The sequence below is a fragment of the Catenovulum sp. SX2 genome (assembly GCF_052056295.1).
GTDB lineage: Bacteria > Pseudomonadota > Gammaproteobacteria > Enterobacterales > Alteromonadaceae > Catenovulum.
In genome coordinates this window covers 307,637-332,802 of record NZ_CP182493.1, presented here as the reverse complement: position 1 = coordinate 332,802, position 25,166 = coordinate 307,637, and the positions used below count along the sequence as shown (strand labels likewise).

The 25,166-nt window shown below is 39.2% G+C and carries 23 protein-coding genes; 12 read left to right on the top strand and 11 right to left on the bottom strand.

Translation table 11 applies throughout. The annotated features are described in order from the left end of the window. The first annotated feature begins 228 nt into the window (after positions 1–228). From glgB to msrB, 4 genes are all read left to right on the top strand, one after another. Entirely contained in the window at positions 229–2,418 is a 2,190-nt protein-coding gene (glgB, locus tag ACMZOO_RS01465; protein WP_440904960.1) for a 1,4-alpha-glucan branching protein GlgB, read from the top strand. A gap of 21 nt (positions 2,419–2,439) precedes the next feature. Next, positions 2,440–4,545 (top strand): glycogen debranching protein GlgX, encoded by a 2,106-nt coding sequence (glgX, locus tag ACMZOO_RS01460; RefSeq protein ID WP_440906322.1) that lies wholly within the window; start codon positions 2,440–2,442, stop codon positions 4,543–4,545. A gap of 211 nt (positions 4,546–4,756) precedes the next feature. After that, positions 4,757–6,283: an NADP-dependent phosphogluconate dehydrogenase gene (gndA, locus tag ACMZOO_RS01455; RefSeq protein WP_440904959.1), complete on the top strand. Its 1,527-nt coding sequence runs from the start codon at positions 4,757–4,759 to the stop codon at positions 6,281–6,283. Then, the gene (msrB, locus tag ACMZOO_RS01450) at positions 6,283–6,690 is read left to right on the top strand and encodes a peptide-methionine (R)-S-oxide reductase MsrB (protein ID WP_440904958.1); all 408 of its coding nucleotides are present in this window, start codon (positions 6,283–6,285) and stop codon (positions 6,688–6,690) included. The genes gndA and msrB overlap by 1 nt, the downstream gene beginning before the upstream one ends. 11 nt (positions 6,691–6,701) lie before the next feature. Here the strand turns inward: msrB and ACMZOO_RS01445 are convergent, their stop codons facing one another. The 5 genes from ACMZOO_RS01445 to ACMZOO_RS01425 form a co-directional block, all read right to left on the bottom strand. Next, the gene (locus ACMZOO_RS01445; RefSeq protein WP_440904957.1) at positions 6,702–7,553 is read right to left on the bottom strand and encodes a hypothetical protein; all 852 of its coding nucleotides are present in this window, start codon (positions 7,551–7,553) and stop codon (positions 6,702–6,704) included. A gap of 69 nt (positions 7,554–7,622) precedes the next feature. Beyond that, the gene (locus tag ACMZOO_RS01440) at positions 7,623–7,982 is read right to left on the bottom strand and encodes an energy transducer TonB (RefSeq protein WP_440904955.1); all 360 of its coding nucleotides are present in this window, start codon (positions 7,980–7,982) and stop codon (positions 7,623–7,625) included. A 79-nt stretch (positions 7,983–8,061) separates the two neighbouring features. Continuing rightward, complete coding sequence (locus ACMZOO_RS01435; RefSeq protein WP_440904954.1) at positions 8,062–8,757, bottom strand: response regulator; 696 nt, start codon at positions 8,755–8,757, stop codon at positions 8,062–8,064. Continuing rightward, the gene (locus tag ACMZOO_RS01430) at positions 8,747–10,183 is read right to left on the bottom strand and encodes an ATP-binding protein (RefSeq protein WP_440904953.1); all 1,437 of its coding nucleotides are present in this window, start codon (positions 10,181–10,183) and stop codon (positions 8,747–8,749) included. The genes ACMZOO_RS01435 and ACMZOO_RS01430 overlap by 11 nt, the downstream gene beginning before the upstream one ends. A 67-nt stretch (positions 10,184–10,250) precedes the next feature. After that, the gene (locus tag ACMZOO_RS01425) at positions 10,251–11,132 is read right to left on the bottom strand and encodes a dioxygenase family protein (protein ID WP_440904951.1); all 882 of its coding nucleotides are present in this window, start codon (positions 11,130–11,132) and stop codon (positions 10,251–10,253) included. 153 nt (positions 11,133–11,285) lie between these two features. On the opposite strand from ACMZOO_RS01425, the gene ACMZOO_RS01420 reads away from it, so the two are divergent. After that, entirely contained in the window at positions 11,286–12,098 is an 813-nt protein-coding gene (locus ACMZOO_RS01420) for a lysostaphin resistance A-like protein (protein WP_440904950.1), read from the top strand. Here the strand turns inward: ACMZOO_RS01420 and ACMZOO_RS01415 are convergent. The 5 genes from ACMZOO_RS01415 to ACMZOO_RS01395 form a co-directional block, all read right to left on the bottom strand. After that, positions 12,052–12,405: a DUF1304 domain-containing protein gene (locus tag ACMZOO_RS01415; RefSeq protein ID WP_440904949.1), complete on the bottom strand. Its 354-nt coding sequence runs from the start codon at positions 12,403–12,405 to the stop codon at positions 12,052–12,054. The two genes, ACMZOO_RS01420 and ACMZOO_RS01415, sit on opposite strands and share 47 nt — an antisense overlap. Beyond that, complete coding sequence (locus ACMZOO_RS01410) at positions 12,406–13,050, bottom strand: glycine-rich domain-containing protein (RefSeq protein ID WP_440904948.1); 645 nt, start codon at positions 13,048–13,050, stop codon at positions 12,406–12,408. 195 nt (positions 13,051–13,245) lie between these two features. Next, the gene (locus ACMZOO_RS01405; protein ID WP_440904947.1) at positions 13,246–13,656 is read right to left on the bottom strand and encodes a hypothetical protein; all 411 of its coding nucleotides are present in this window, start codon (positions 13,654–13,656) and stop codon (positions 13,246–13,248) included. 11 nt (positions 13,657–13,667) lie between these two features. Continuing rightward, positions 13,668–13,979, bottom strand: a complete 312-nt coding sequence (locus tag ACMZOO_RS01400; RefSeq protein WP_440904946.1) for a DUF3301 domain-containing protein — start codon at positions 13,977–13,979, stop codon at positions 13,668–13,670. Next, on the bottom strand, positions 13,963–15,000 hold the full coding sequence (locus ACMZOO_RS01395) for a DUF3549 family protein (RefSeq protein WP_440904945.1): 1,038 nt from the start codon (positions 14,998–15,000) through the stop codon (positions 13,963–13,965). Before ACMZOO_RS01395 ends, ACMZOO_RS01400 begins: the two co-directional genes overlap by 17 nt. Before the next feature lie 64 nt (positions 15,001–15,064). On the opposite strand from ACMZOO_RS01395, the gene ACMZOO_RS01390 reads away from it, so the two are divergent. From ACMZOO_RS01390 to ACMZOO_RS01365, 6 genes are all read left to right on the top strand, one after another. Continuing rightward, positions 15,065–15,385, top strand: a complete 321-nt coding sequence (locus ACMZOO_RS01390) for a YqcC family protein (protein ID WP_440904944.1) — start codon at positions 15,065–15,067, stop codon at positions 15,383–15,385. Positions 15,386–15,394: 9 nt separating this feature from the next. Then, a complete protein-coding gene (truC, locus tag ACMZOO_RS01385; protein WP_440904943.1) occupies positions 15,395–16,129 on the top strand; it encodes a tRNA pseudouridine(65) synthase TruC in 735 nt (244 codons plus the stop codon). Then, the gene (locus ACMZOO_RS01380; RefSeq protein WP_440904942.1) at positions 16,126–16,581 is read left to right on the top strand and encodes a flavodoxin domain-containing protein; all 456 of its coding nucleotides are present in this window, start codon (positions 16,126–16,128) and stop codon (positions 16,579–16,581) included. Before truC ends, ACMZOO_RS01380 begins: the two co-directional genes overlap by 4 nt. Before the next feature lie 98 nt (positions 16,582–16,679). Further along, positions 16,680–17,096, top strand: a complete 417-nt coding sequence (locus tag ACMZOO_RS01375; protein WP_016954965.1) for a CBS domain-containing protein — start codon at positions 16,680–16,682, stop codon at positions 17,094–17,096. A 75-nt stretch (positions 17,097–17,171) separates the two neighbouring features. Then, a complete protein-coding gene (gene hrpA / locus ACMZOO_RS01370; RefSeq protein ID WP_440904940.1) occupies positions 17,172–21,074 on the top strand; it encodes an ATP-dependent RNA helicase HrpA in 3,903 nt (1,300 codons plus the stop codon). Between the two features lie 86 nt (positions 21,075–21,160). Then, positions 21,161–21,460, top strand: coding sequence for a PilZ domain-containing protein (locus ACMZOO_RS01365; protein WP_440904938.1), 300 nt, complete (start codon positions 21,161–21,163; stop codon positions 21,458–21,460). Positions 21,461–21,552: 92 nt separating this feature from the next. Here the strand turns inward: ACMZOO_RS01365 and ACMZOO_RS01360 are convergent, their stop codons facing one another. Further along, the gene (locus ACMZOO_RS01360) at positions 21,553–23,274 is read right to left on the bottom strand and encodes an alpha-amylase family glycosyl hydrolase (RefSeq protein ID WP_440904937.1); all 1,722 of its coding nucleotides are present in this window, start codon (positions 23,272–23,274) and stop codon (positions 21,553–21,555) included. A gap of 190 nt (positions 23,275–23,464) precedes the next feature. On the opposite strand from ACMZOO_RS01360, the gene ACMZOO_RS01355 reads away from it, so the two are divergent. Beyond that, positions 23,465–25,117 (top strand): alpha-glucosidase, encoded by a 1,653-nt coding sequence (locus ACMZOO_RS01355; RefSeq protein WP_440904936.1) that lies wholly within the window; start codon positions 23,465–23,467, stop codon positions 25,115–25,117. Positions 25,118–25,166: the final 49 nt, after the last annotated feature.

Genomic DNA, 25,166 nt, shown 5'->3' with positions numbered 1-25,166 from the left:
AATCGACTGTTTAAAAAATGTTCACGTGGTTTTAAATATTTATACATAAAGAAAAAATTAAACAATTAGCTCAAATTAAAGCCCACTAGGGGATTGAAAGCTAAAGCATTATCACGCAAACTCAAACAGTCAGTTTCTAAAATTATTTTAGGGCAACTACACGACAAACGCATTTGCGCAGCAGGAAAAAATTCAAATTTACTAGAAACAGTACAATAGGAACTTTGTATGCTTGTAAACAAACTCGAACAAGTCAATTTACACAACCCTTTCCACTATTTAGGTTTAACAGAAAATAACAAACAAGGCGGCTTTAACCTCAACGCTTGGGTACCAGGTGCGGTTAAAGTAGAAGTAGTCGAACTGGGTACAGAAAAGCCATTGGGCTTTTTGAATCAAGTTGAAGACAGTGGTTTGTTCGAAGGCGTATTTGACGTCAGCGAAGCATTTAACTACAAGTTACGCATTTCAAATCCAGAACACACATATGAAGTAGTAGACCCATACCAATTTAAAGATGAAGCGTTTCATGCGGTCCATTACGTCACCATGAAACCACAAAATCTTTATGATCAGCTTGGCGCTCAATTAATTGACGTTAAGTTGTTAGATGGCAGCACAATTCAAGCGACTCGTTTTGCTGTATATGCGCCAAATGCGACGGCTGTCAGCTTAATTGGTGATTTTAACTATTGGGATGGGCGCATGCACCCAATGGAAAAAACCAATTGTGGACACTGGGTATTGATAGTTCCTGGTATTCAAACTGGCACAAAATACAAATACGAAATTAAAGATCCTATGGGTAACCGTTTGCCGCATAAAGCAGATCCTGTCGGTTTTTGTGCAGAGCAATATCCATCACATGCTTCAGTTGTTTTTGACCACAGCAAATATAAATGGAATGACCAAGCTTGGTTAGAATCACAAGCTAAAGTTGATCGCTACAAAACACCTATGTCAATTTACGAATTGCATGCAGGTAGCTGGAAAGCTAAATACGATAACAACGGCCGTACGCCATTAAGTTATCGCGAAATGGTCGATGAGTTAATTCCTTATGTAAAAGATATGGGCTACACGCATATCGAATTTTTACCAGTTTCTGAATTCCCATACGACGGGTCTTGGGGTTATCAACCTGTTGGTATGTTTGCACCAACCAGTCGTTTTGGTACGCCGGATGATTTCAAATATTTTGTTGACCAATGTCACCAAAACGGAATCGGTGTAATTGTTGATTGGGTTCCGGCTCACTTTCCTGAAGATGGCCATGGTCTAGCCCGCTTTGATGGTACTTTTGTATACGAATACGAAGATCCACGTCGTGGCTGGCACCCAGATTGGAACTCTTGTATCTATGATTTTGGTAAAGACAATGTTCGCCAATTTTTAGTTGCCAGTGCTTTGTTCTGGTTAGATAAGTTCCATGTTGATGCTTTACGTGTAGATGCTGTTGCTAGTATGTTGTATTGGGATTATTCGCGTAATGAAGGTGAATGGGTACCAAACGTCGACGGTGGCAACGAAAACTACGAAGCGGTCAGTTTATTGCGTTGGTTCAACGAAGAGGTTTATAAAAACTTCCCACATGCATTTACCATAGCCGAAGAATCAACTGCTTTTGCTAAAGTATCGCGTCCTGTTTTTGAAGGTGGTTTAGGCTTCGGCTTTAAATGGAATATGGGCTGGATGCACGACAGTTTACATTTTATCGCTAAAGATCCTGCCTACCGCAAATTCCATCACAATGAAATTACCTTCTCTATGGTGTATGCCTATAACGAGAACTTTATTTTGCCAATTTCGCATGACGAAGTGGTGCATGGCAAAGGTTCTATGATGAACAAAATGCCAGGTGATGAATGGCAACAAGCTGCAAACTTACGTTGTTATGCGGCATTTATGTTCGGTCACCCAGGTAAAAAACTTAACTTTATGGGCAATGATATTGGTCAAGGCCATGAATGGAATCATGAATCATCAGTTGAGTGGCATTTGCTTGAATATCCAAAACACAAAGGTGTGCAAAACTTATATCGCGATTTAAATACGCTATATAAATCTTATGCTCCTTTATACCAAAAAGATCATGAGCCTGGTGGTTTTGAATGGATTGAGCACCAAGACGCAGGCCAAAGCATTTTATCTTTTGTGCGTAAAGCAGATGGCACTAACCAAAAAGTTTATGTTGTTTGTAACTTCACACCAGTACCACGCGATGGCTATCGCTTAGGTGTGAAAGACAAAGGTAATTATAAGTTGTTATTATCAACTGATGATAAATCTTATTGGGGCAGCGGTTATGGCAATAACAGTGAGTTCCAAGCAGAAGATAAAGCATGGCAAAACCAATCGCATTCAATATTGGTAGATTTGCCACCATTGGCTACGCTGTACATAGTTTTTGAAGACTAATGGAGTAATAGACGCGTGAATATGCCCGCTCAAGATATTTTATTTGAAGTGAAAGGATATAAAGTTTCGCTTGGCTCTGCAAAAGTGCTAGGGCCAACTTATTTTACTGGTAAGGGGACTAACTTCGCGGTTTACTCTCCTTACGCTGATAAAGTAGAACTTTGTCTTTTTGATAAAAATGAAGAAGAAATTTGCCGTATTGATATGCCGGGCAAAAAAGGGCGGGTGTGGCACGCGTTTGTTTGTGGTGTAGAGCCAGGGCAATATTATGGTTATCGAGTAGTAGGTAGCTGTGCACCTGAGCGCGGCCTATTCCAAGATAACCATAAGCTATTAATTGATCCTTACGCCAAAGGGTTAAATAGGCCGGTAGAATGGAATGAACGACTTTATCAAGGTGATTCACAGTACATGATCCCTAAATGTATTGTGCAAGATGCTTGTGAGTTTGACTGGCAAGGTGCTGAAAAACCATATATTCCTGACTCTGATACTGTTTTATATGAGTTGCATGTTAAAGGTTTTACGCAAATTCATCCGCAGGTTAAGGACGAATTTAAAGGTAAATACTTAGGATTAGCTCAACCAAAAGTTATTAAGTATTTAAAAGAGCTCGGCGTGACTAGTTTACAGCTTATGCCTGTAATGGCATTTATGAGTGAACCACGGCTTGCCAAGTTGGGATTATCAAATTATTGGGGTTACAACCCAATTAACTTTTTTACTCCAGATCCTCGTTATGCAGGACAAGACTCCACTACCGAATTTAAAACCATGGTGCGTGAGCTGCACAAAGCCGGTATAGAAGTCATTTTAGATGTGGTGTTCAACCACAGTGCTGAAGGTGGTTTTGACGGTCCTATACTCTCTTTTAAAGGTTTTGATAATCGCAACTTCTATATGTTTGAACAGTTTGACGGCCATAAAGATTATAGCCGTTACGTCAATAATACAGGTTGCGGTAATAGTATTAATCTTGATAACCCTTATGTATTGCAGTTGGTTACTCAATCATTGCGTTACTGGGTTGAAGAAATGCAAGTTGATGGTTTTAGATTCGATTTAGCCGTCAGCTTGGCGCGTGAAGGCAATGACTTTGATAATTACTCGGCGTTTTTTAAAGTTTTATTCCAAGATCCAGTGTTAAGCCAAGTTAAACTAATTGCCGAACCTTGGGATATAGGTTGGGGTGGTTATCGCCTTGGACAATTTCCAGAAAACTGGCATGAATGTAATGATAAATTTCGCGATACAGTGCGTGGCTTTTGGGCTGGCCAAGAAGGTTTGTTGCCAGATTTAGCTACGCGTTTAATGGGATCGCGTGATGTGTTTTTAAAAGGCCTGCGCTCGGTCAATACCAGCGTCAACTATATTGCATACCACGACGGTTTTACCTTACACGATTTGGTTAGTTATAACCATAAACATAATGATGCTAATGGTGAACAAAATCGCGATGGTCACGGCCATAATCTATCGAATAATTATGGGGTAGAAGGGCCGACAGAAGATAAGCGAATTAATAAATTACGCCAAAAACAAAAGCGTAATTTATTAGCCACACTGTTTTTGTCACAAGGTACACCACACTTTTTAGCCGGTGACGAGATAGGTCGTACCCAGTTGGGCAATAACAACGCCTACTGTCAAGACAATGCGATTAGTTGGTTAAGTTGGCAGTTAAAACCTGAAGATAAAAAACTGCTGGAATTTGTTAAAAGACTAATTAGTTTGCGCCATGGCTGTTCATTATTGCATTCACTAAATTTACAAGATGACGATTATTACGGCAGTAAAAGCAGTCATAAGGTGTGTTGGTTTAACGACGCAGGTGAGTTAATGCACGATAACGACTGGCATAACCCACACAATAGCGCAATTGCCGTTGAACTTTCTTGGGTAGACAATGAGCATGAGCAAGATACAGACAGGGTGTTGATCATTATCAATGCGAGTCACACTGATGTACATTTTAAACTGCCACAGTTACCACAAAATCAAAAATGGAATTTAATTTTTGATACTGCTGTTGAAGATGGTTTGCAAAAAAATCCTAGTCAACTTGAAGCTGGTTATTGGCAAGAGGCGCATAGCTTAAGTTTTGTTGTTCGCCGCAAAATTGTTTAAATTTTTCTCGCTTGTAAAATTATAATGATGGCAAGGTAATTAAACTGTTAAATACCTTGCCATTATTAACCGCATTTATCGAACTTATTATCTTTATAATTCTACTTTATCCATTCTTGCTTGTTTTCAGGCCAATCTCTATGGTCGCTAAAGTCCTTTTTAGCTAGAATACTTCGCAGTTTTCAAAGCAGGCAAACAAATAGGAAAGAATATGTCGAGCACGACTCAACAATGTCAGATCGGTCTGATTGGTTTAGGCGTAATGGGTAAAAACCTAGGTCTTAACCTTGCAGATAATGGCTACTCGGTAGCAGCTTTCGACTTAGATGCAGAAAAAGTACAAGGCATCTTATCAACAGACGAAGCAGAGCGTGGTGATCAACCAGCGCGTATCACTGGCTGTTCTTCATTCGAAGATATGCTAAGCAAGTTAGAAAAGCCTTATTTAATTATCTTATCTATTCCAGCTGGTAAGCCAGTTGATATCGTATGTGGTAAGTTAATGGAATGTGGTTTATCACAAGAAGATATCGTAGTTGATACAGGTAACAGCTTATGGACTGATACTGTAGAGCGTGAAGCGCAATACAATGGCAAGTTCATCTTCTTCAGCTGTGCAGTATCTGGTGGTGAAGTTGGTGCTCGTTTTGGACCTTCATTAATGCCTTCTGGCGACCAAAAAGGCTGGGCACGTTTAGAGCCAGTATTAGAAGCTATCTCTGCTAAAGTTGATGCAAACACAGGTCTTCCATTAGTAAATAATGAGCCAGGCAATCCAGTTAAAGAAGGTGAGCCTTGTGCCGCTTATATCGGTCCTACAGGTGCTGGTCACTATGTGAAAATGGTGCACAATGGTATCGAATACGCAGATATGCAATTGATCTGTGAAGCTTACCAAAGTTTACGTACAGCTTTAGGTTTAACACCTAAAGAAATCGCGGCAATTTTCCGTGAGTGGAACAAAGGCCCATTAAACAGCTACTTAATTGAAATTTCTGCTGAAGTATTAGACCAAGACGATCCTGTTACTGGTGAACCTTTAGTTGATAAAATTTTAGACGTTGCTGGCCAAAAAGGTACTGGTTTATGGACTGCTATCGGCAGTTTAGAAGTTGGTTCTCCAGCTATGGCGGTAACAGCTTCAGTATATGCTCGTGCATTATCTGGCTTGAAAGACAACCGCGTTAAAGCTTCTGGCATCTTAAAAGGCCCTGAAGTAGCTCCAGTTGCTGATAGCGAGAAAGATGCATACATCCAACGTGTACACGATGCTTTATACTGTTCAAAAATCTGTGCATACGCACAAGGTTTTGAATTAATGAAGAAAGCAGGTGAGCAACAAGGTTGGGATTTAGATTTTGCTGCAATCGCTAAAATCTGGCGTGCGGGCTGTATCATTCGCGCAGTATTCTTACAATCAATCACAGATGCATTCAACAAAGATAAAGAATTACCTAACTTGTTGATGGATGATTTCTTCGCAGGTCAAATCGAGAAATTCCAGTCAAGCTGGCGTGAATCTATTGTTGATGGTGTGCGTTTAGGTGTTGCTATGCCTTGTTTCACTTCATCATTGGCTTATTACGATTCATACCGTAGTGAAACGACTGCTGCTAACTTATTGCAAGGTCAACGTGACTTCTTTGGTGCTCACACGTTCGAACGTGTTGACCAACCACGTGGTCAGTTCTATCATTTGAACTGGTCAAGTGACAGAGAAATCGTACGCATTAAATAATGAAAGATGATAAATATTGGTTAGAAACACTCGATGCGGAAACGTATCGAGTGACACGACAAGGTGGTACTGAGTACCCTTTTACTGGTAAGTTATTAAATAACAAGAAAACCGGTATTTATCATTGTATATGCTGTAAAACGCCGCTATTCACATCTGAGCAAAAATACGACTCTGGGTGTGGTTGGCCGGCGTTTTTTGATGCGCTAGATAAAAATAAAATTAAGTTTTTAATGGATGATAGCCATGGCATGCACCGTACCGAAGTACGTTGTGCTGAGTGTGATGCCCACTTAGGCCATGTATTTGATGATGGACCAGAGCCCACAGGTATACGTTACTGTATCAACTCCGTTTGTTTAGACTTTAATCAAGCTGATAATGTCAAAACTCTACAAGGCAAGTAAACTCGCATAAGCTAATGCTGCCAAATTATTCTTGCTGTATCTCCAGCAACTTTTTGCAAAATTAGTTTTGGTTTTGGATTGTTGCCGTCAAAGCTAATGCTAGATGCCATCATTAAATATGAATCAGCAAAATGATTGACCCAATGTGCCGTATAAGGCGCGTCTAATTGCTGTAAACTAGTACGACTCTCTTTTGTGTGTATATCAAAACTTCTGTTTCCCCAGTTCGCCACGAGTAAAGTGTTATTGTGGTAATCAATATCGAAAATTTGATTGCGGTTAAGTGGTGCATTCATCACTGTTTGATTAAGTAAGTTTGCCCATTGTTTTTGCACTTTACCTTGCAGGTTAACTAACCAAGCTTGATTTTCTCCCAACAATAACAAACCTTGTGCTACTTTTCTCAGCCGCTTAACTGGATGCGCGAAGTCAAAGGCTTTATCTACTGAGCCATCAGCTCTGTGTATCAACACATCTGGGTACTTAACAAATATGATCTGTTGTTCTGATTGAAGATGAAATCCACCTTCACCTAATCGCCATTTATCTTCAAACCATGGCCAAATGGTTTTTGTGCTATTGTCAGCATTTAACTTTAATAACCTAACATAATTTTGGTCGCTGCTTTGCTCATACCTGCGCTCAATAATATATAGGCTATTATGTTGTGCAGACAACATAAAATCACTGGCGTTATGTTGTGAAGTTAAAATCACTTTGACTTGTTCGCCTTGTTGCCAACTCAGCACTGATGATTTGTGGCTTGGATGTTCTATTGGGTATACATACGGAAAATAGGCTGTGTCGCCAATAGAAACAAGATTGCCGGTTGGGTGTGCTCTCGCTGCACTAATTGCAGCCAAAGATAACAGCAAGCAAGTTATCGAAAAAATACTATGTATTACTTTACCTAAAGGTTTCATGCGCAGAATTTATTGGCTTAAACGGAAATCAAGTTGGGTTTCTTGCCAAACTTTAACCGCTTTGCCATCAACAATACTTGGTTTGTATTTCCACTTTTGTACTGCTTTAATCGCTTGTCGGTCGAAGATAACTTCTGGGACAGATTCTATCACTTCAACATTATTTACTGAGCCGTATTCGTTGACGATAAATTTAAGTTTTACATAACCTGTTATGCCATCACGAGCTGCTTGGGCTGGATACCTAGGCTCAATTCTAACAATGGGTTGTACTTCAGCTGCAAGCTCTGACGCTAGATAAACTTTGGCGTTGGCCGTTAGGCTAGTAAAAGATAAGATTGAAGTTAGTAATAGAACAAACATCTTCATAGCTTGATTCCTTGCTGGTTAGTGTGGACAAATAATGCACTTATTTGTATTCATCAGTCAAAGGTTTATTTTATTGTGCTTAAAACTGCAATTTATATCCCGCACCATAAACAGACTGGATCAGCTCTTTGTCGCCAGACATAGCATTTAGTTTTCTACGCAATTTAGTGATGTGTGAATCTATTGTTCTTTCACTAACAATTCGCTCATCTGTATAAATTTTATCCATCAATTGTTCGCGGCTGAATACTCTTTTTGGTGATTGCAGCATAACTTCTAATAGCCTAAATTCAATCAAAGTTAAGTTCAGCGCCTGATCTTGCCAATAGGCTTCGAGTTCATCTAAGTTCAATTTAAGTGGATTGTTACTTGTATTGGCCGTGCTAGTGGTTGTGTCTGTATCCTTAGTGGTTAAGCGCCTAGCAATTGTTTTGACACGAGCGACAACTTCTCTTGGACTATAAGGTTTACAGATATAATCGTCAGCACCTATCTCTAGGCCCAATAGCCTATCTATTTCATCAACCCTTGCTGTGGTCATTATGATAGGAACTTGGCTTATTTGCCGAATTTGGTTGCATAGGCTGATACCGTCGACATTTGGCAGCATTAAATCTAATACAATAAAATCAAACTCATTTTGTTTGAATCTTTGCATAACAGTTGCGCCGTCTGTCAGATGAGTCACTATAAAACCAGCTTGTTGTAAGTAGGCAGCGAGCATTTGCGCAAGTTCAACTTCGTCTTCAACTAACAATATGTGTTTAATCATCATAGTTTACCAAGGGCAGGGTAATAGTTGCACTTAAACCACCAAACTGGCTGTGGCTGAAATTTAATGTGCCTTTGTGCGCGTTAATTATACTCATGACTAAATTTAAGCCGAGACCTGAGCCTGCAATATTGCGGTTACGCGATTTATCAACTCTAAATAAACGTTCGGTTAAACGCGAAAGATATTCTTCTGGTACGCTTGGAGGGCTGTCGTTTAGTTGAATAACTGCAGTATCCTCAGTTACATCTAAGCTGATTATCACTTGCCCAGGTGCATCAGTATACTTGAGGCTGTTTTCTAATAAATTAGCAATCGCTTGTTTTAAACGAAAGTAATCAGCGGACACTGTTAGCTCAGTTGAAGTATTTATTTGCAGGTTAAAACACAGCCCTTTATTTGAAAATGCCGATTGATATTCATGTGCAAAATCTTCCAATACTTGGTTAAGTTCGACATAGTTAAAACGATAGCTTAAAGCGCCAATGTCAGCTAACGACAGTTGATATAAATCATCGATCAATTTACTCAATCTGAGTATTTGATTATGGATACGGGTGACGTTGGTTTGATCTAATGGCACTATGCCGTCTTGCATGGCTTCTATATTTGCTTGCAGTGTCGCAACAGGTGTACGTAGTTCATGCGATACATCCGCTGTCATTTGTTGCCTTTGTTGTTGTGCTTGATCCAACCTGAGCGCAAGCGAATTTAAGTTATCGGCTAATTGACTGATTTCGTCCGATCCAGCAATGGCTAAGTTGCTTTTGTAATCACCTTTGGCCAACAGATCAACAAAAGTATGAATGTTTTTGATCCGCTTCGACAATAAAGCTGACGCGGGGAAAGCAACTATAATCGACAAGAAAATTGCGCCTAGTAGTAGATACCAGACCAATTGCATTTGAGATTGGCTCAGTGCACTGCGTTTAAAATCAATAAATAATTCGTTCGGCTGCGGCGGAATACCAATAAATCCAAGCAATTTGTTGCTGTCGGTCGGCGAAAATATCGCTATTCTTTTACCTTGTTCTACTGCGCGGCCAGCGATAGTTTGTCCTTGCGCATCTAATAGATAAAAAGGTTTTGCCGGTGGACGCATACCATTGCCCATTGGCTCTGGTGGTTGTCCAGCATGATTAGGCGCAGGGGGCAGATTTAAAGCTTGGAGTGTATGCTGTTGCAACCACTTTTGCCAATTTGCTTGTGATTGTGCAAAGTTGTTCCATCCGCCCAAATCCATGTGGTAGTTAGCTAATTCAGTCGCTAGCATTGACAGTTGTTGCTGGTCTTGCTGCTCGATAAACGACTTAGCGCCTTTGTCGAAACTCCATTGCAGCATAAAGAACAAAGCAACTATTAAACTACTGCTGACAAATATTAACGACAGGAATAATTTTGTTCTTAAATTAAATCGCATATTACTCATAGATTATTCAAGCGGTTAAACACACTATAGGTAATTCTTAAAAAAGAGCCAATCCTTTGGCATCAACTCAAGCAATCTGTATGGTTTTGTAAGCTAACAATGAGCCATCGTCGTTTTGTTGGTAATCAAAAAAATAGTCTTGGTAATTATTACCAAATACATTGTCGCGACCAGCTTCGACTGGTGTATCTTGTTCACCTCTAGCTAAATAATTTGGGTGGGTGGTACAAATTTCTTTAGTAAAACTATCAGGGAAACAAAACTGCGAGATAACTTGATCGTTATTATTGTTTTTAACTCTGAAATGTATATGGATTGTGCGACCAGAATACCAGCCTGGAAAACAAGTTTTAAAGTTTACTCTACCATTGGAATCTGTTACCTGAGTACCTCTAAACCATTTAGAAGCAACCGCTTTTGAATCGTTAGCTGTGCAAAAACTTCCGGCAAAACGACCACTGTCGGCACTACCACTGGTATCACCCGAATATAAGCCGTTCACATCACAATGCCACACCTCAATTTCATGCGCGCTTAAAGGTTGGCAATTTGAATCAACTAGACGTAAACACAATTGCATAGGTAAACCTGTTTGTTCTGCCGAAATATCGTCTAAATCATCCGCTTGGAAATAACAAGGACCTTCAGTGAAGTTGCCTGTCAATTTTACTGTACAGGCCGACGCTAGCGCAAAAATGCTGTCATCCGGGAAATTAGCCGTCATATTTGCAGTACCACCTTGTGCCCATTCACCTGAGTACTCAGTATTGTCAGTGGTATTGTCTGTCGAGTTGTCGGTATTATTGTTTGTATTATCCGAGCCATTTGAATCGGAAATATCTACTTTTGTGTCTGAGCCACAACCAACTAGGTAGATAAAGGGTAAACTTGCAGATACAAAACCTGCGGTTTTAATGATTTTTCTGCGGTTGATATCAAATTTGGTCATAATTATTCCACCTAGTTAGATCTTATTGCTTCAATGGTTAAAGCTTAAGTAACAAAAATGGAAGAATTATCGACGAAATGTGCAAAAAATAATGAAATAGGATATAAATTACACAAGTTGAAATTTTAATTTCCTCAGTCACTAAGGTTTATTATGGACAAAAATCTAAAAATTATCGGGACAACCTTAATCACCTTTGTTTTATACCAAGTATTATTCGATTTTTGTTTTCAGGATTTGCGTAGTGCTCTACATCAAATTCTGCATATATATTGGCTTAGTCACATTATTAGTTATCTAATTGTTGGCATTCCATTGATTATTGGTCTGACGTTAATTGCACCGCGGCAGCAGTTTTTTCAACGTATCGGTTTGTCAGCATCCATCACCCAAGCTGCTTTAGTTGCTCTGTTATTTACCTCTCCAATGTTTATGGGGTACGGCTACTTTTATCAATTTAATACTGAAGTTAATTTGGACAAATTGATAACAGGGGTTATCTGTGCTGGATTTTTTGAAGAAGTATATTTCCGTGGTTTTTTGTTTGGCATTTTGTACCGTTATACACGGTTAGGTTTTATCCCTGCCATAATATTCGGCGCTGTGTTATTTGCCTTGGGGCACATGCATCAAAGTACCAATATAGAAGTATTGATTGGGGTATTTATTTCAACATTTTTAGGCGCAATATTTTTTGCATGGTTGTATTGTGAATGGCAATTTAACCTATGGATTGCGATTTTTATGCATATGTTTATGAACTTAGCTTGGATGATGTTTGACGTGTCGAATAATGCGTTTGGTGGTGAAATTGCAAATATATTTAGGTTTTGCACCATCATATTTGCGATAGTCGGGACTGTTATTTATAAAAAATACCACAAACAATTTATCGAGATCAGCAAAGTTAATTTATGGATTAAACCGTTAGCATTGTCAGGCCTAAAGCAACAATCGCAGGAGTAGCCTGAATATAGAATATTTTTTTACTTACGCTATATGCGCCATATACACCTGCAATAATCACACAAGCTAAAAAGAATATTTTAAATTGCACACCTTCTGCACCTAAATATACGCCATATAGTAGGCCTCCAGCTAAAAAGCCGTTATACAGGCCTTGATTGGCTGCAAGTACCTTAGTGGTTTTCGCTTTCTCAGCTGAGTTCCTAAAGGTTTTTAAACCAAGCGGTTTGTCCCATAAAAACATTTCTAACACTAGAAAATACACATGGAGTAGGGCAACTAAAATTATGCTGATATCTGCAATCATTTAATCACCTCCACAGCCGCCACCACAGCTACTGCCACCACCATCTGAACTGCCACCGCAGCCAGAGCCTGAACCACAGCCAATATGCGAAGCACAATATTGATTACTACCTTTGATACTGCAATTAACTGAATATTTAAAGCCGTCTTCAATTTTTAATAGTGTATCTAGTGCGAACAGGGTTGGTAATGCAGTTGGTGCTTTTGGATTAATCCGCTCTCTTTTGCAGGCTATTTTCCAGGTATTTTTTATACCATCTTGCGCTAAGGTTGGTTTTTCCATGGCTTCTGCTGGTGTGTGGTGTAAAAAACGGCCAAAGGCTTTTTTACAAAAATGATTATATTCTTTAGTAAATAAAATAAATTCATGCCAAGCAACATCAACAACTTGTGAGGGCATAGCGACAAATTTTTTATTGGCATCTAAACAAATGTGAAAATATTCACGCAAGCCTTTAATAACACTTTGTATTTGCTGCTCGTCTAAATGTGGGTATTTATTGGCAACTTCATCACTGAGTTTTTTCGGAAAAGTGTATGTGTCGATAAGTCGTTGTCTGTATTTGTATAACCTAGCTTGATTTAACAAATATACTGCGAGTAGGCAGATAACAGCACTTAGCGTTATAAAGATTATTTTTAACATATGTTCTTCCCTAATTTAGTAATAGAGCTAAATCAATATAAATTGCGAGTATCAGAGCCATCACAGACAGTTCAATTCAAGGCGTATCATTGCAGGAATGTAGGCACCTTTCAAAATGATACAACACAGAAGTGGGCTGTCTGTGAGGCTCCTGAAAGGCTGGGCTAAAAGCCATTTATAATGATTTAGCTCTAGCTATCCACCAATCACAACTGAGTTTAGTGTACCTAATGCATTTTGTTCAAGCGCCTGCTGGCGCTCTTCTTCTGTCAGTATGCCTGTAAATGGGATATTTCTGCGCCAGCGGCGAAGCTGTGGGGTGTATTCAGTAAAGCCTAAAATGAATGTATCAGTCAGTTCAAAATTGTCTAAGGTACTGAGCCAGTGTAAATATTCATTGTAGCGCAGTTGGCCTTGTTTAAATTTAGCTTCTATTTTGTCGCGGGCTAATTGTCTAAGTTCAGCTGAATTTAATAGCTTATGTGCTATGGCTGCATGAATAACCTGAATTTGCCTATCTATGTTTTCATCTAACAAGCTCAGTTTTTTGCTACGCGGCTTAGTTTGGCGGTTGTGTTGTGAGCTTTTATTGCGAGATGAAAACATAAAAATTTGCTCTAGTTAATCCGATACGCTTCAGCGTTTACGTTAATTAATCTTTGGTCTATTAATGTTAGCTGACCTTGGCATAAATCTTCGCCATTGCCGCTAAATTCAAAAGCAAATTGGCTATGCCATTCAATTAAATTACGTTTAAACAGCTTAATACGAGTTTGCTTGCGGCTAACAGATACAAATTGCAAACCGTTACGCTCGCAATAATCTTGTGCATATGCAAGCGCTGCTTCGCTTTGTTTACGTAGTAGCCAAAACTGCAAAATAACGGCAACAAGTAGTGCAATTACTAAAATATCAATGAGTTGTACCATAACTTGCCTTTATCATATTACTAACGGCTACACGGGTTTTTGGTAATGCACTGGGGTTTTGCATTAAAGCTAAAATAGGTCTGCGCAAACTGGGTAGCGCAATTGCATCTCTAAATAATGCCTCAAAATTATTGGCTGGCAGCTCTGCTATTTTTTCTAAATACACAGTCAGCAATAATGGATCTTTTAATGCAGTCCAGCAGCGCGCGCCTAAAATCAGCAATAGATCTAACATTTCAGTGGCAGGTTTACTGTCAGCAATTTGGCTTGTTAGCCAAGTTTGCACCTTGGTTTGTTCACAGTGGCCAGCCAATAAACGCAAAATCGCCAGCTGTTGGGCTGGGTTTTGCTCTTTTTCTAATTGGCGAATTGAGATATTAACTAAAGCTCTTGGTAACTCACAGTGCTCTAAAATTGGAATGAGTTGGTTTTGTAACTCGGTTGGCAATAGCCAAAATTCATTTTGGAGCAAATTTTGAATTTTAGGGTTGGCTAATTGCACCAATACATCTGCCCAACCTTGCACTGTTAAGTTTTGCCAGTTGTTTTTATCCTCTTGCTGTAAAAAGTCTAAACAGGCGAGCGCAAGTGATGAAAATTCGCGTTTAAATTTATCTTTAATGCGGGCGTTTACTAAAGCAACTTTGTTTTGTTCGGGTAATTTTATATATGGGTTATCCGGTAATTGTTGTTGCTCGTCACTTTGTTGTGCAAAATCGCTGCCCAAAGCTTCTTGAATGATAGCGACAAAATGGTTACGCGAGCCTGGCACTATTTGACTTTCTTCATCTATTGGTAGGTTTAAAAACCAAATGTATGGGTTTTCTGTTTGCCCCATAGGCCAATAAACCAATGCAAATTTTGCATGACTTTGAATTGGGTATGGATAAGTTAATTGGCCATTTTCAAATTGTTCAAAGGTGGTTTTGTCTATTTCAACCACGCGTCTACCCACATCAAAAATACAATAGTCGCAACCAGCAAATTGTACTAGCTGGTATAAGCTTGAAATGTTTTGCATTAATCAGCCCAATAAATAGTTCAAAGGCGTTATAATAACGTTTTTTTATTGGGAGCGCATTGCTTTGACTAAACATCAGCAAGTTGCAGATTTATTGCTTGAATTAACCGACGGATTAAAAGCTGCTGATTTATGGCAAGACAGCCGTCCACCACGACAAGCGCTGCAAAGCCAACAGCCATTTGCATTAGATACTTTAGACTTTCATCAGTGGCTACAATTTATTTTTATCGAAAAAATGCAGATTATAACGCAGCAGCAACTTTCTATGCCAAGCCAGTTGTGTTTAACCCCAATTGCCGAAGAAGCTTTTAGTGGGCAAACAAGTGACAAGATAGCTGCAATTCTTAAAGTTATTAAACGTTTAGACCAGTTGTTTGAATAAGGAATAAGTGTGTTAGAAATTTTGTATCAAGACGAGCATTTAGTTGCGGTTAACAAACCTTCGGGTTTGTTGGTGCACAGATCTTTAATCGACAAACACGAAACTCAATTTGCCATGCAAATGGTGCGCGACCAAATAGGTCAATATGTTTACCCTGTGCACAGATTAGATAGACCAACCTCTGGTGTATTGTTAATGGCGCTTAGTTCAGAAACCGCCAAATTAGTTTGTGCGGTAATTGAAGCGCGTAAAATGAGTAAAACCTATTATGCAATTAGCCGTGGGCATACACCAGAACAAGGTATAATTGACAAAGCTTTAATCGAGCAGCCGGATAAAGTATCTGATAAAAAAATGCAGCTCAATCCGCCAGCAAAAGATGCGGTCACTCAATTTGAAACTTTAGCTAAGTCGACACTTGATATTGAAATTAATCGTTATCCACAATCAAGATTTAGCTTAGTTAAATTAATGCCAATTCATGGGCGTAAACACCAAATTCGTCGACATTTAGCCCATTTACGCCACCCAATTTTGGGCGATGTGAATTATGGCGATAATAAATATAATCGTTATTTACGCGACCAGCTAAATCAATTTAGACTGGCATTACATGCAGCTAAGGTTGAAATTCCGCATCCAATTACTGGCGAGATGCTGACGATAACAGCAGGGTTTGATCAAAGCTTTCAACAAATATTACAATTAACTCAATTACCTATGATTAACGAGGAAAATTTATGACAGATATCGCAATTTTATACGGCTCAGTATATGGCGGTGCTGAAGAGTTAGCTGAAACTTCGGCTACTCGGTTAGAAAATGCAGGTTTTGCTGTAAAACTTTTTTCAGACTGTGATTTAGAAGATGTACTCGCCGCGAACGCTGCGAACTGGTTAATTATCAGCAGCACAACTGGCTCTGGTGATATTCCACAAAATATTGAGGATGTGTATTTAGGGTTGCGTGACAATGCACCTAACTTATCAAAAACCGGATATGCGGTTATTTGCATGGGCGATTCATCTTATGGCGAAACCTTTTGTGAAGCGGGTAAACAGTTTGATGAAGTGATGGGTGAAACTATGGCCAAACGTATGCTAGATAGGTTAGAAATTGACGCGTGCGAAACTATGGATACAGCGGCCGCCTCCGAAGCTTGGATTAGCCAACTAGTCGACAAAATTAAACAATAAAAGTAGAAATAAAATAATTTCTATCAAAAACATAGCTATCTTTTTTCTTTCTACTACTATTTAAAGAAACAGCGGTTGTTTTCAAGTGGGGAATGCATATGAAATCACTAAAAGTAGAAGATTACATGAATAAAAGACCGGTGACATTTTCTGTAGATATGAATATCGCCGAAGCTGTGGAACGTATTTTAGATATAGATCAATCAGGTGGGCCGGTATTAGATAGCCGAGGTAAAGTGGTTGGCTTTTTATCTGAGCAAGACTGTATTACGCAGATGATAGAGTCGACTTATTATCGAGAGCAGGTTGCTAAGGTTGGTGACATTATGGCTACCGAAATTAAATCGGTGAAACCTTATACTTCAGTGTTAGAAGTAGCGCAAAAAATGGCGTTGTCACGACCGCGTATTTACCCTGTTATTGATGATGATGGACATTTACTTGGTACTATTACCCGTCATCAAATAATGAAAGCAATTGATACGCATCTACACGAAGCCTACAACATGGCTTAATGAGTCACTGCATATATTTATAAATTGACTCGATTTTGGTAGCATACCCGCGATTTTTATTCGGGGGTATGTTTCTTGTCTGAGTTGGTTAAAAATTCTCTAAAACTATTAAAAAAAGTTTATCCGGCTGATTTCTTTCGGCTGAAAAATAAGCTCTATCGCATCGATAAAATTAAACCAGATGATAAAAAGCAAAAAGCTTTTGATACTTGGATGGCGTCGGTCGAAAGCTCTTGGCAGTTTTATCAAAACCGCATTAATAACAAACCAACTCCAACTTACCCCGATTTACCTGTTAGCCACAAGCGTGATGATATAGTTGCAGCTATTCGTGATAATCAAGTGGTGATTATTGCGGGTGAAACTGGTTCAGGTAAAACCACTCAGTTACCCAAAATGTGTTTAGAAGCTGGCTGTGGTGAACGCGGCTTAATCGGTCATACTCAACCAAGACGATTAGCAGCTCGCAGTGTTGCCACTCGTATCGCTGAAGAAATGCAATCACCACTAGGTGATGCGGTTGGTTATAAAGTTAGGTTCAACGAGCAAGTAAAAAACACCTCCTACATTAAGTTGATGACAGACGGCATTTTGCTTGCTGAAATTCAACAAGATAAGTTTTTAAACCAGTACGATACTATCATTATCGATGAAGCGCATGAACGCAGTTTAAATATTGATTTTATCTTAGGTTATCTTAAACAATTATTGCCACGTCGCCCTGATTTAAAACTAATCATAACTTCAGCAACCATAGATGTTGATAGATTTGCCCAGCATTTTAACGATGCGCCTGTCTTTGAAGTTTCAGGTAGAACTTATCCGGTAGATATTCGTTATCGACCTATTGAAGATTTAGACAACGAAGATGCTGAAGACAACGAACAGTTAGAAGCGATTTATGCAGCTGTTAGAGAACTGAGTAAAGAAGGTGTAGGCGACATTCTTATCTTCTTAAATGGTGAGCGCGAAATTCGCGACACAGCGGATGGTTTAAATAAACTTAAACTGCGCAGCACAGAAATTTTACCCTTGTATGCAAGGTTATCTGCTGCAGAACAAAATAGAATATTTCAGCCCCATGCAGGCCGTCGCATTGTATTATCGACCAATGTGGCAGAAACCTCGTTAACAGTGCCAGGGATAAAATACGTTATTGATCCTGGTACTGCGCGCATTTCCCGCTATAGCACCAAAACTAAAGTACAGCGTTTGCCAATAGAGCCTATTTCTCAAGCGAGTGCTAATCAAAGGTCAGGTCGTTGTGGTCGTGTATCTGCTGGTATTTGTATTCGTTTGTACAGCGAAGATGATTTTAATAATAGGCCTGAGTTTACCGATCCTGAAATACTGCGCACTAACTTAGCTTCGGTTATTTTACAAATGCATGCGCTCGGTTTAGGTGATATTGAATCCTTTCCGTTTATTCAGCCACCAGATAATCGCGCAATAAACGATGGTATTTTATTGCTGCAAGAAATTGGCGCGCTTGAGCAGCATAAAAATAAACAACAAGCGGGTTTAACTCAGTTGGGCAGGGCAGTTTCACGTATTCCTGTTGATCCGCGTTTAGCCAAAATGGTAGTAACGGCTAACGACAATAGCTGTTTGCGCGAAGCCATTATTATAATTGCCGCACTCAGCATTCAAGATCCGCGTGAACGTCCAAACGAGAAAAAACAAGCGGCTGACGAACAACACAAAAGATTTGAAGACAAAGATTCGGACTTTTTAAGTTATCTAAATTTATGGTTTTACATTGAAGAACAACAAAATGAATTGAGCCAAAATCAATTTAGAAAACTGTGTAAAAAAGAATTTTTAAACTATTTACGTGTACGTGAGTGGCAAGACATTGTTTACCAACTAACAGAGTCAACTAAAGAGTTGGGTTGGAAACTCAATTCACAAGACGCTGAATATCCAGCGATTCATCAAGCAATTTTATCTGGTTTGTTAAGCCATATAGGTAACAAAGATAACCAGCAAGGTTATTTAGGTGCACGCAACAGTCGTTTTGTTGTTTTTCCTGGTTCAGGTTTAGCCAAAACTAAAACCAAATGGTTGATGGCGGCAGAATTAGTCGAAACCAGTCGGTTATTTGCGCGTGAAGTTGCGAAAATTGAACCTGAATGGATAGAGCCTTATGCCATGCATTTGGTTAATCGTAACTATACAGAGCCACATTGGGAGAAAAAACGCGGTTCAGTTGTTGCGTACGAAAATGTGGTGCTGTATGGCTTAACCATAGTGCATAAGCGTAAAGTTCAATATAGCCGTATCGACGCGCCTGCTTGTCGAGCTATTTTTATTCGTGAAGCTTTGGTGAATGGTCAAATTCAGCTAAATGAAGCCTTTATTCAGCACAATCAAAATTTACTTGATGCAGTACATGATTTAGAAGCTAAGTCACGCCGCCGCGATATTTTAGTTGACGAAGAAGATTTATTTGAGTTTTACAACAGCCGAATTCCTGATGATGTATTCGATACAGTTAGATTTAAAAAATGGTGGAGTAAAGCGAAAAAAGCAGATGCTGAGCAACTTAACTTTAACCTAGATGACTTGATGAAGCATGATGCCGCGTCAATCACCAAAGATGCCTTTCCAGATACTTGGAATCAAGATGGTTTAGTATTAAAACTCGAATATGTGTTTGAGCCTAGCCAAGATGCTGATGGAGTAAACTTGCTTGTGCCACTTGCTTTGCTGAATCAATTAAAAGATACAGGTTTTGATTGGGGTATAGCAGGCTACCGACACGAACTGGCGGTAGCTTTGATAAAATCTTTACCAAAAAATGTCCGCAAGAACTTTGTTCCAGCGCCTGATTTTGCCACAGCCAGTTTGCAAGCGATTCAACTGAGTGATGAGCCTTTTGTCAATGTATTGGCTAAACAGCTGTTACGTATGACAGGTACTAGGATAGATCCTGAACAATGGGATTACAGCCAAGTACCAAGCCATTTACGCATTAACTTTAAAGTGGTTAACGAAAAAGGTGTGGTATTAGGTTTAAGTAAAGATTTAGCTGAGCTTAAACGCAAATTACAAGGCAAAGTTGCTGACACCTTAACCAAAGTGGCAGAAGAAGGCATAGAACAACAAGGTTTACGTGAATGGTCATTTGGTGAATTAACCGCTGAATATACTAAAAAACAAGCTCACTACGAAATTAAAGCTTATCCTGCATTGGTAGACGATAGCCAAGAAGTGTCAATTAAACTATTTGATAATCAAACAGATGCTGACTGGAACATGCTACAAGGCGTTACGCGTTTATTGTATTTAAACTTGCCGTCACCACGTAGTTATTTACAAGAGAAACTACCGAATAAAGCTAAGTTAGGTTTGTACTTTAATCCGTTTGGAAAAATAGACGATTTATTGCAAGACTGTATTTTTGCAGCTATTCAGCAATTTTTAGCGGCTCAAGAAGTTATTCCACGTGATGAACAAAGCTACAATCAAGCGCGTGAAGATATTCGTGGAGAACTTGCCGAACGTGTATTGGAAATCACTAAACAAGTTGAAGCTATCTTAGTAAAAGTTAATGCAATTAATAAATTACTAAAAGGTAAAACCAGCTTTGATTTAGTCCAAGCGCAAGCTGAAATTAAAACACATCTATCACAATTGGTATTTAAAGGTTTTGTCACCCGATTTGGTGCAAATAAACTAAAAGATATCGACCGTTATGTGCAAGGCATTCAACGCCGTTTAGAAAAACTGCCGATAGATCCGGTTCGTGATAGATTAAATCGTGAACAGGTCAATAAAATTGCACAAAATTACTCGGAAAAACTTGCAGCTAACTTACATGGACAAGCGGTTAATCACACGCTAGAGCAATTGCGCTGGATGTTAGAGGAATTGAAAATCTCTTTGTTCGCGCAAAACTTAGGAACCAGTATGCCAATATCATCTAAACGTGTGCAGCAATTTATCGATTCGGCAACAAAAGATGGATTGCTTTAGCTTGTTAAAAAGTTGTTTACAGTCACGCCGTTAAAAACTAACATGAAGTTGCTTAGGGTTTATTAGTGATGTTTGAGAGGGTTGGAATGATAGGAAGAGATGATCAGCGTTCGTATTATCGCATGATGGTAAATGCAGACTGTTTAGTGGTAGTCGATAATCTAGAAACACCTCAAGAATTCTCGGCGATATGCCGTGATTTAAGTGCCAATGGATTAGCAATCGAATTACAAGAGTCGATTGATGTTGGCCAAGAAATTAGTGTACGTATAAGCTCTGCCAGTGAACAAATACCATCTTTAACCGCTAGAGGTAAAGTGCTGCGCTGTATTCCAGAAACTTCGACTACTTTTATCGTCGGCGTTGAGATTATAGATTTAGCTTAGTTGTTTAAATATTGAGTTTATAAAACTAAAAGGTTCAGCATTTAGCTGAACCTTTTTTGTTTTATACTTGCCTGCAAAACAATTTTTTTAAGTTATGCGCTTGGCACAACTGCTTTTAATTTAGTTAATTTTGCTTTGATACCTGCATCAGTAATAGCTGTATTGTTGATTAGCACAACCACACCGTTAGCTGGTACTGAGTAGCTTAAGCTACTACCTACATTAACAACTTCGCCGCTAAAGGCATCTTTGTAGCTGCCTTGGTGTAATGAATCCGACAAAGTTACTGTTTTAGAAGAATCAGATTTGTTTAATAAAACTAACGCATTTTCTATCACGCCATCGTGCTGGTAGATACGATAGAAAGACGCCGTATCTTGAGCAAAGTCTAAATTAAGTTGTAAACCACGTTGCAATGCAACAGAGCTTAAACGCAGCTTGGCAACTTTTTTCATTGTTTGTGCAACAGGGTGGTTAGCAGCTTGTTTTACACGCTCAATGCCATAGTAGTTGCGGTTGCCACCGTGCTCAGCTGTACCCGCCATAAAAGCAGTTTCTGAACCGTAATAAATAACAGGGATACCACGGCTGGTGAAAATCCAGTTATTGGCATTGATAAATCCATTATCGTCCGCGTTCATACGTGCCATGTCATGGTTGTCGTAGAAAGTCATTAAGTCGTAAGGATTGTGATATGGGCTTTGCTCTAAATACAAATAGCTCAAAATATCAGAATAGGCTTTTTCACTTTCACCTTCTTTCGGTTTACCAAATACTCCGGTAATTGCTTCTTGGCCAGGGAAATCTAATACACTAACTTTGCCGTTTTCAGGTAGTGTATGTTGGGCGATAAAGTTGGCGTCGTATACAAAACTCTCACCAAACATAAAGAAGTCAGGGCGCTCTTCACGAATGCGATCGGCAAATTTCTTCCAGAAGAAGTGCGGCATATGGCGAATGGTGTCGATGCGGAATGCATCAGCACCTTGATCAACCCATTGTAAATAAGCCTCAACAAAATACTCTAACACAGCTGGGTTATCATAGTTGGTATCAGATAACTGGGCTAAATCTGGTTTTTGTTTATAGAAGTGCTCTAAGGGATCGTTGTGATCAAGTTCGGTTGGATGTTTATTTTTATGATCTGCAATTAATTTACCGTTTTTGTCATAAAGCTCGCCGTATTTAGGCTGATCTTCCGGCATGGTGTAAGCAGGTGAGCCGTGGTTAGCCACTACGTCTAACACGGTTTTAATGCCTTTGTTTTTCATTGCCTTGGTGTAGTCTTTAAACTTAAAGTTGTCAGACACAACATGCTCGTCTTCAACAAAGAAGTTTACCCCCCAATAGCCGTGGTAACCCGTTTTACCACCATCTTTAAACATGCCGCCAAATTCAATAACTTCGCCACCAGTAAAAGCTTCATCTGGATTGTCGACAATTGGCGTGATCCATACTGAAGTAAAGCCTAACTCTTTAATATAATCAGCTTGTTGATAGACGCCCAATAAATCACCACCCATATAACCCACATTCGCTTCTTTGCCGTCTGGGCCTTTTAGTGGGCGATTAAAGGTGTAATTTACTTCACCACCTTGCTCAGGGTAATTGTTGTTTGGATCACCATCAACAAATCTGTCAGTTAAAACAAAATAAACATTCTCTTGAGCAAAGGGTTCTAAAGTCCCGTAATAACTGTTGTCATTTTTGCTAGAGGTTTGTGTGCTAGAGTCAGTCATTGAACATGAGGTTAATAAAACTGCTGAAGCAGACAAAGCTACTTTAATCGCCTGAGTAATAGCTTTTTTCTTCATAATTGTGAGATACCTAGGAATTGTTAAAAGTGTCAACTAAATAGTAGTAACTCTTTTACAAAAACGAAAATACTTGCATACGTATTCAGCTCACTCAAACTACTCTTTAACAATCAAGAAACATACAATATGTGGCTGTTGTTTTAGAAATTAGACGTGTTGGCACGTTTTTGAATCATGAGGTTGTTTAATGTCAGCTAATCTTGACTGGTGGCGCGGTGCCATTATTTATCAAATTTATCCACGCAGTTTTATGGATAGTAATCACGATGGTATCGGTGATATTCCGGGGATTAACGCTAAGTTAGATTACATTGCTAGTTTAGGGGTAGATGCTATTTGGGTGTCACCTTGTTTTAAATCACCTATGAAAGATTTTGGTTATGACATTAGCGATTATCGTGCAATCGACCCTATATTTGGCGATTTAGGTGACTTTGAACAGCTGATTGAACAAGCTCATGCTCGTGACATTAAAGTCATGATTGACCAAGTTTTGAGTCATACTTCTGATCAACACGCATGGTTTGAACAAAGTCGCCAAAATAAAACCAATGATAAAGCGGATTGGTATGTATGGTCAGATCCTAAACCTTGTGGTGCACCACCAAACAACTGGTTATCTATTTTTGGCGGGCCGGCTTGGCAATGGGATTCACGCCGTCGTCAGTATTATTTACATAACTTTTTAGACAGTCAGCCAGATTTAAACTTCCACAATCCCGAAGTTCAACAAGCTGTTTTGGACAATATAGAGTTTTGGCTGAAAAAAGGCGTAGATGGCCTGCGTTTAGATGCAATTACCTTCTGTTTCCACGATCAAGAATTACGTGATAACCCTGCAAAACCTGAAGACGAAAGAGCAGGGCGAGGTTTTAGTGAAGATAACCCTTACGCATATCAATATCATTATTACAACAATGATAGACCTGAAAATATCGGTTTTATCGAGCGTTTACGCGCTTTGTTAGATACTTATCCTGGCAGTGTCTCTTTAGGTGAAGTTGCTTCAGAAGATTCTTTGGCAACTATGGCGGAATACACTAAAGGTGATAACCGTTTGCACATGACTTACAGCTTTGAATTATTAACCAAAGATTATTCAGTTGATTATATTCGCAGTACAGTTGAAACATTAGAAAATGCATTAGGTGATGGCTGGCCATGTTGGGCGGTTGGCAACCATGACGTTGAGCGAGTAGCGACACGTTGGGGTGATATTGCCAATGCAACAGCAACACAAAAAGCACGCTTTGCCAAAATGATCACGGCTATGGTGTGTTCATTACGTGGCAGCGTTTGTTTGTATCAAGGTGAAGAGTTAGGTTTAACAGAAGCTGATGTGGCCTTTGAAGATTTACAAGACCCATACGGTGTTGAATTCTGGCCAACTTTTAAAGGGCGTGACGGCTGTAGAACGCCTATGCCATGGCAACACAAGGCTATCAATGCAGGTTTCTCTAATGGAAAACCTTGGTTACCGGTGGATTCAACTCACGCTGACATCAGTGTTGATTTACAAGAGTCAGATGAAAACTCTGTGTTAAACACCTATCGTCAATTTATGGCGTGGCGCAAACAGTCGCACGTATTAACTAAGGGTGATATAGAATTTATCGATTTGCATAAAGATGTTTTGGCATTTTATCGTATTGCTAAAACGGCAGGCGGTAACCTTGAGAAAGTCTTGTGCTGTTTTAACTTATCTAATAGCGACATTAATTTAGATTTAGGCGAAATTGTTTGTAAGGCGGACATGACACCACAATGTTTGCATACAGCAGACTTAGATAAAAACTCATTGTATTTGCCAAGTTTTGGATGTTTTTACGCACTACTTTAATCCTAACCTTAGAATAAAAACTTGGTTGATTTATAAGCAAATTTAATAT